Annotated in this window: 6 protein-coding genes; 3 read left to right on the plus strand and 3 right to left on the minus strand. The window is 67.3% G+C overall.

Annotation, left to right across the window (positions count from 1 at the left end; all coding sequences use genetic code 11):
- Complete coding sequence (gene glpK, locus ACM0O9_RS12055) at positions 1 to 1,500, plus strand: glycerol kinase GlpK (protein ID WP_065178005.1); 1,500 nt, start codon at positions 1 to 3, stop codon at positions 1,498 to 1,500.
- Positions 1,501 to 1,677: 177 nt separating this feature from the next.
- Here glpK and ACM0O9_RS12060 read toward each other — a convergent pair whose 3' ends face one another.
- Both ACM0O9_RS12060 and ACM0O9_RS12065 read right to left on the minus strand, forming a co-directional pair.
- Positions 1,678 to 2,472: a MetQ/NlpA family ABC transporter substrate-binding protein gene (locus ACM0O9_RS12060; protein ID WP_095378260.1), complete on the minus strand. Its 795-nt coding sequence runs from the start codon at positions 2,470 to 2,472 to the stop codon at positions 1,678 to 1,680.
- A 26-nt stretch (positions 2,473 to 2,498) separates the two neighbouring features.
- Entirely contained in the window at positions 2,499 to 3,470 is a 972-nt protein-coding gene (locus tag ACM0O9_RS12065) for a helix-turn-helix transcriptional regulator (RefSeq protein ID WP_005419539.1), read from the minus strand.
- A gap of 80 nt (positions 3,471 to 3,550) precedes the next feature.
- Here ACM0O9_RS12065 and ACM0O9_RS12070 point away from each other — a divergent pair, with 80 nt between their 5' ends.
- Complete coding sequence (locus ACM0O9_RS12070; RefSeq protein ID WP_069139700.1) at positions 3,551 to 4,153, plus strand: LolA-like protein; 603 nt, start codon at positions 3,551 to 3,553, stop codon at positions 4,151 to 4,153.
- Between the two features lie 106 nt (positions 4,154 to 4,259).
- Positions 4,260 to 5,036, plus strand: coding sequence for a DUF481 domain-containing protein (locus ACM0O9_RS12075; protein ID WP_005419541.1), 777 nt, complete (start codon positions 4,260 to 4,262; stop codon positions 5,034 to 5,036).
- 116 nt (positions 5,037 to 5,152) lie between these two features.
- Here the strand turns inward: ACM0O9_RS12075 and hemC are convergent, their stop codons facing one another.
- Positions 5,153 to 6,064: a hydroxymethylbilane synthase gene (gene hemC / locus ACM0O9_RS12080; RefSeq protein WP_065196509.1), complete on the minus strand. Its 912-nt coding sequence runs from the start codon at positions 6,062 to 6,064 to the stop codon at positions 5,153 to 5,155.
- Positions 6,065 to 6,352: the final 288 nt, after the last annotated feature.

The raw sequence follows: 6,352 nt of genomic DNA on the forward strand, positions 1-6,352 counted from the left end.
ATGACGCCCCGCTACGTGCTGGCCATCGACCAGGGCACCACCAGTTCGCGCGCGATCCTGTTCGACCGTGCCGGCGACATCATCGGCAGCGCGCAACGCGAGTTCGCGCAGATCTTCCCGCAACCCGGCTGGGTCGAGCATGACCCGCGCGAGATCCTCACCAGCGTCTATGCCACGCTGACCGAACTGCTCAGTCGCGGGCAGATCGACCCGCGCCATATCGCCGCACTGGGCATCACCAACCAGCGCGAAACCACCGTGGTCTGGGACCGTGCCACCGGCCAGCCGATCCACAACGCCATCGTCTGGCAATCGCGGCAGAGCCACGCCATCTGTGAACGACTGAAGTCCGAAGGCCATGAAGCGCTGATCCGCGAGCGGACCGGCCTGCTGATCGATGCCTATTTTTCTGCGACCAAGGTGCGCTGGATCCTCGACCACGTGGAAGGTGCGCAGCAGCGCGCCGAACGTGGCGAGCTGCTGTTTGGCACCATCGACAGCTGGCTGGTGTGGAACCTCAGCGGCGGCCAGGCGCATGTGACCGACTACAGCAACGCGGCGCGCACGCTGTTGTTCAACATCCACACGCTGGACTGGGATGACGATCTGCTGGCCCTGCTCGACATCCCGCGCGCGATGCTGCCGCAGGTGCGCGACTCCAGTGCGGTGTACGCACACACCCGGCCGCAGTTCTTCTTCGACCACCCGATCCCGATCGCCGGCATCGCCGGTGACCAGCAGGCGGCACTGTTCGGCCAGGCCTGTTTCCAGCCGGGCATGGTCAAGAACACCTATGGCACCGGTTGCTTCATGTTGATGCATACCGGCGCGCAGGCGGTACGGTCGCGCAACGGCCTGCTGACCACCATTGCCTGGGGCCTGGACGGGCGCGTGGAGTATGCGCTGGAAGGCTCGATCTTCATCGCCGGCTCGGTGGTGCAGTGGCTGCGCGACGGACTGCGCATGATCGAACGCGCCAGCGACAGCCAGGCACTGGCCGCGCAGGTGCCCGACAGCGGCGGCGCCTATCTGGTGCCGGCGTTTGTCGGTCTGGGTGCGCCCTATTGGCGCAGTGATGTGCGCGGTGCGATGTTTGGCTTGACCCGTGGCACGGGCAAGGCGCATTTCGTGCGCGCCGCGCTGGAAGCGATGGCCTACCAGACCCGCGACGTGCTCGATGCCATGCAGTCCGATGCGGGCATCGCACTGACCGAGCTGCGCGCTGATGGCGGCGCGATCGGCAACGACTTCCTGGCCGGCTTCCAGGCAGACATCCTCGGTGTGCCGCTGCTGCGGCCGCGGTTGACCGAAACCACCGCGCTCGGTGCGGCCTATCTGGCCGGCCTGGCCGTCGGGTTCTGGTCCAGCCGCGAACAGATCGCTGCACAGTGGGGCCTGGACCGACGCTTCGAGCCACAGATGGAGGTGTCGCGGCGCGAGAAGCTGTATGCGGGATGGCAGCAGGCGGTTGCCGCCACCCTCGCCTTCCACGTCGATTGAAACTGCAATGCCCTGCCCTGCTGCGGCACGTGGAGTGACACGGAAGAGCCGAGCGATGCTCGGCTGCCGTTGGTGAAATGCCGGAAGCAGCAGAGCCGAGCGTGGGCTCGGCTCTACAGGGAAGGCAGTGTCGACCAAGGTCGACACCCACCATTCAAATCAACAGATCAGCCGCAATCAGAACGCCGGCAGCACCGCGCCCTTGTACTTGCTCTCGATGAAGGCCTTCACCTGCGGGCTGGTCAGGGCCTTGGCCAGCTTCTGCACACGGGCGTCGTCCTTGTTGTCCGGGCGCGCGACCAGGAAGTTCACGTACGGCGAATCCTTGCTCTCGATCGCCAGCGCATCCTTGGTCGGGTTGAGGCCGGCGTCCAGCGCATAGTTGGTGTTGATCAGGGCCAGATCGACCTGGTCCAGCACGCGCGGCAGCATCGCCGAGTCCAGCTCGCGGAACTTCAGGTTCTTCGGGTTGGCGGTGATGTCACGCTGGGTCGACAGCGCGTTGGCCGGGTCCTTCAGCTCGATCACGCCAGCCTTGTGCAGCAGGATCAGCGCGCGGCTGTTGTTGCTCGGATCGTTCGGGATCACCACGTCGGCACCGTCGCGCAGCTCGGCCAGCGACTTGACCTTGCGCGAGTACGCACCGAACGGCTCGATGTGCACGCCGATCACCTTCACCAGGTCGGTCTTGCGGTCGCGGTTGTAGGCATCCAGGTACGGCTCGGTCTGGAAGTAGTTGGCGTCCACCTGCTTCTGCACCAGCTGGTCGTTGGGCTGCACGTAGTCGTTGAATACGCGCACGTCCAGGTCCACGCCTTCCTGCTTGAGGATCGGCTTGACCACCTCAAGGATCTCGGCATGCGGCACGGCCGTGGCGGCCACCACCAGCTTCTGCGAGGGCTCGCCGGACTTGCCGCAGGCGGCCAGGGCCAGCGCAGCGGCGAGCAGGGACAGCAACAGGGTCTTCTTCATGGGGGACGGGGTTCTCGGGGGGAGTGTCAGGATTTTTCGTAGTTGCTCAGGGCCAGCTCAAGCAGCGCCTTGGCCTGCTCGCGCAGCATGATCGGCTCGATGATCTCTGCATCCGAACCATAGTGCAGCACGTCCATCAGCAACTCTCGCGAGACGCTGTACGGCACCTTCAGTTCGTAGCGGCCATCGGCCAGGAAACGACCCTGCTGCTTGGAATGCCAGTGCTCGTCGGCCACCCAGCGCGCAGCCTTGGCGCTGAACAGGATGGTCGCCCAGCCCTTCGGCGCACCCGAAAAAATGCCATAGCTGGCGCCGAGCTGCTCGTCCAGCTCGCTGTCGGCGACATCGCGGGCGGCACTGTCGATTACCCGTGCCTTGTGGATGCGGTCCACCGCGAAACTGCGCAGCGCCTCGCGGTCATGGTCCCAGGCATCCAGGTACCAGTTGTCGCGATAATGGGTCAGGCGCTGCGGCGAGACGGTGCGCTTGGTCGGCTCGTCGGTGGAGCGGGCGCGGTACTCGAACGCCAGCTGACGGCGCTCCAGCACCGCCGAGGCCACGCTGCGGAAGCTGCCTTCATCGAACTTGCGGCCACGGTGCGGAATCACCCGCACGCGATCGACCGGCCAGCTGGAGACACCGGCCTGGGCTGCCAACAGGCTCTCGATGCGCTGCTGCAGCGGGGCCAGCACCGACGACAGCACGCCACCGCCGGTGCGCGCCAGCAGGTGCTGCGAGGCCAGCAGGGCATGCAGCTCCTCCGAGCTGAGCCACAGGCCGGGCAGCTCGAAGCGGTCGCTCTCGTCGGCCTGGTAGCGGAAGCCGGCCTCGCCGTCGCCCTCGATCGGTGCCATCAGCGCATCGCGCAGGAAGGCCAGGTCGCGGTAGACGGTGGCACGGGAACAACCGAGCTTGTCCTGCAGCGTCGCCACCGTCACCGGATAGCGCGCGGACTTGAGCAGACGATGCAGGGCGGTGATGCGTTCGTATCGGTCCATACCCCCGATTATGTCCGAGTCGCGGGTCTTGTGTGGGACGTTTGGGCTATCGTGGTCGCCCCCACCCCATGGAATGCCCGATGCGCCGGTTGCCTGCCCTGTCCCTGCTGGCCTGCCTGCTGCTGGCCGCCTGCGATCGCGCGCCGGCGCCGGCGGGCACCGAGGCCCCGGTACCCGCCGCCGATCCGGCACAGGCGGTGCTGGGTGCCAGCCAGCGTTTCGCCGCCCTGCGCAGCTTCCACGCCGAACTGGAAGTGCTGGGCGCGCCGCAGCGGGTACGCAGCGCCATGGACTTCGTTGCACCCGACCGTTTCCGGGTGGAGACCCCGGCCGGGCCGCAGACCATCATCGGCGACACCCTGTTCCTGCAGGCCGACGGTGCGATCCGCCAGGTGCCGGCCCCGCCCGGCCTGCTCGAGCAGTGGCGCAACCCGCTGCCGGCCGACGCCCTGCCCGCCGACCTGAAGGCCGAAGATCTCGGCAGCCAGGCGCTGGACGGGGTCGAGACCCGTCACTACCGGCTGCGCGGCAACCAGCCCGGCGAACGCCTGGAGTACTGGGTGGATGCCCAGGGCCTGCCACGCCAGATCGTGCGCAGCGGCAGCAGCAATGGCCGCAGCTTCCAGCTGCGCCTGCGCTATTCGCGCTTCAACGACCCCGCATTGCGTGTCGATCTGCCCTGAATAGGCGATCGCGGCAACGTTCGCTGAAGCACGCTTTGGATCGATTCGGACCGCCATCACGCTTCCAGTATCATCACCGGCTGTTAACCGTTCCGGAGAAGCCTCGATGTCCCTGCGCGTGTCCCTGCTGATCCCCCTGCTGCTGTGTGCGCCGCTCGCATACGCGCAGGATGCCTCCGAACTGGCGGCGATGTCCTCGCCGTGGAGCGGCAGCGGCGGCGAGCTCGGCTTTGCCTCGGCACGCGGCAACAGCAGCACCGAGAGCTTCAACGGCCGCCTGCGCCTGCGCTACACCGACGGCGACTGGGTGCACAGCATGGACCTGTTCGGCCTGCGCTCCAGCTCCAAGGTGACCGAGACCAACGACGACGGCACCACCACCCGCCGCAGCAACACCACTGCCAACCGCTACACCGGCAGTGCGGGCAGCGCGCTGCAGCTGGGCGAGCACCGCCAGCTGACGGCCACGGTGCGTACCGAGCGCGACGACTTCGCCACCTACGACCGCCAGAGCTCGTTCGGTCTGGGTTACGGCACCCGCCTGTGGAACACCGAGCGCTTCTATTTCGACGCGCAGATCGGCCCCGGCGTGCGCCGTACCCACAGCACCGAGGATGACCGCACCCGTACCGGCATGATCGGCCGCGGCCAGTTCGACCTGAAATACTCGCTGACCGACAACACCGACCTGGTGAACACGCTGCTGGTCGAATCCGGTTCGTACAACACCTTCGGCCAGAACGACTTCGGCGTCTCGGTGAGCATGAACGAGCACCTGGCGCTGAAGGCCGGCTGGCAGGCGCGTTACAACAGCGACGTCGCTGTCGACAAGCGCAAGACCGATACGCTGACCACGATGAACGTGGTCTACAAGTTCAAATAAGAAACGGGCGCCAAGGCGCCCGTTCTTCATTTCGGTAGTGCCGGCCGCTGGCCGGCAACAGCGTTCAATCGGCGGCATGAGGTTGCCGGCCAGCGGCCGGTACTACCTGCGGTGCCTCAGACGTTCAGCAGTTCGCCGGCACCGGCATCCAGCAGCATCTTCGCCACCCGCTGGCCCAGCGCTTCCGGATCACGGGCCGGGCCCACCGCTTCGGCACGCACGGCGCGGCCATCACTGGCGCTGCCGACCAGGCCCTGCAGGTGCAGGTCGTCGCCCTGCCACTGCGCGATCGCCGCCACCGGCACGTGGCAGCTGCCATGCAGCGCGCGGTTCATGGCCCGCTCGGCTTCCACGCAGGCGCGCGTGGCGGCGTCATCAAGCGTGGCGAACAGCGCCATCAGGCGCGTGTTGCCTCCGTCGCACTCTACCGCCACCGCGCCCTGCGCTGGCGCCGGCAACCACTGCGGCGGTTGCAGGCGCGCGACGATGCGCTCGCCCAGGCCCAGGCGCTCGAGGCCGGCCACCGCCAGCACGATGGCGTCGTAGCCGCCGTTGTCGAGCTTGGCCAGGCGGGTGTTGACGTTGCCACGCAGGTCCAGCAGCTCCAGGTCCGGGCGCAGCGCGCGCAGCTGGGCCTGGCGGCGCAGCGACGAGGTGCCGACCCGCGCGCCGATCGGCAGCGCGTCCAGCGAGGCGTACAGGTTGGAGACGAAACCATCGGCCGGGTCGTGCCGAGTCAGCATCGCCGGCAGCGCGAAGGGCGCGTCCAGTTCCATCGGCACATCCTTCAGCGAGTGCACGGCGCAGTCGGCCTCCCCCCGCAGCATGGCCAGCTCCAGTTCCTTCAGGAACAGGCCCTTGCCACCGATGGCGGCCAGCGAGCGGTCCAGCACCTCGTCACCGCGGGTGCTCATCGGCACCAGTTCCACGTGCAGGCCGGGGTGGGCCTGGCGCAGGCGGTCGGCGACGTGTTCGCTCTGCCAGAGGGCGAGCGGGCTCTTGCGGGTAGCGATGCGGACAGTTTCCATACGGTCATTATCGCGCCTTCGGCGCGGATACGGCCAACGGCGGAGCCCCTCGTGGCTGGCTGGGGGGCGTGAAAGCAACAGCCGTGCTTGGCCGGGCGGGATGGACTGCGCAGGGGCCGCTGCAAGTACGTCCATGTAAGCTCGGTCGCCGCATCCATGCGGCTCACGCCCCTGCGCAACCCACCCCGCCCGGCCTCTGACAGTTTCCGTGTGCGCCAGCCACGGAAGATCAAAAGAAAGAATCAAAAGCCGATTGCTTCCGGGGTCAGATCCCTTTTCCGCAGGAAA

Origin of the sequence: Stenotrophomonas sp. FR012 (assembly GCF_047520565.2) — a bacterium.
Taxonomy (GTDB): Bacteria; Pseudomonadota; Gammaproteobacteria; order Xanthomonadales; family Xanthomonadaceae; genus Stenotrophomonas; species Stenotrophomonas sepilia.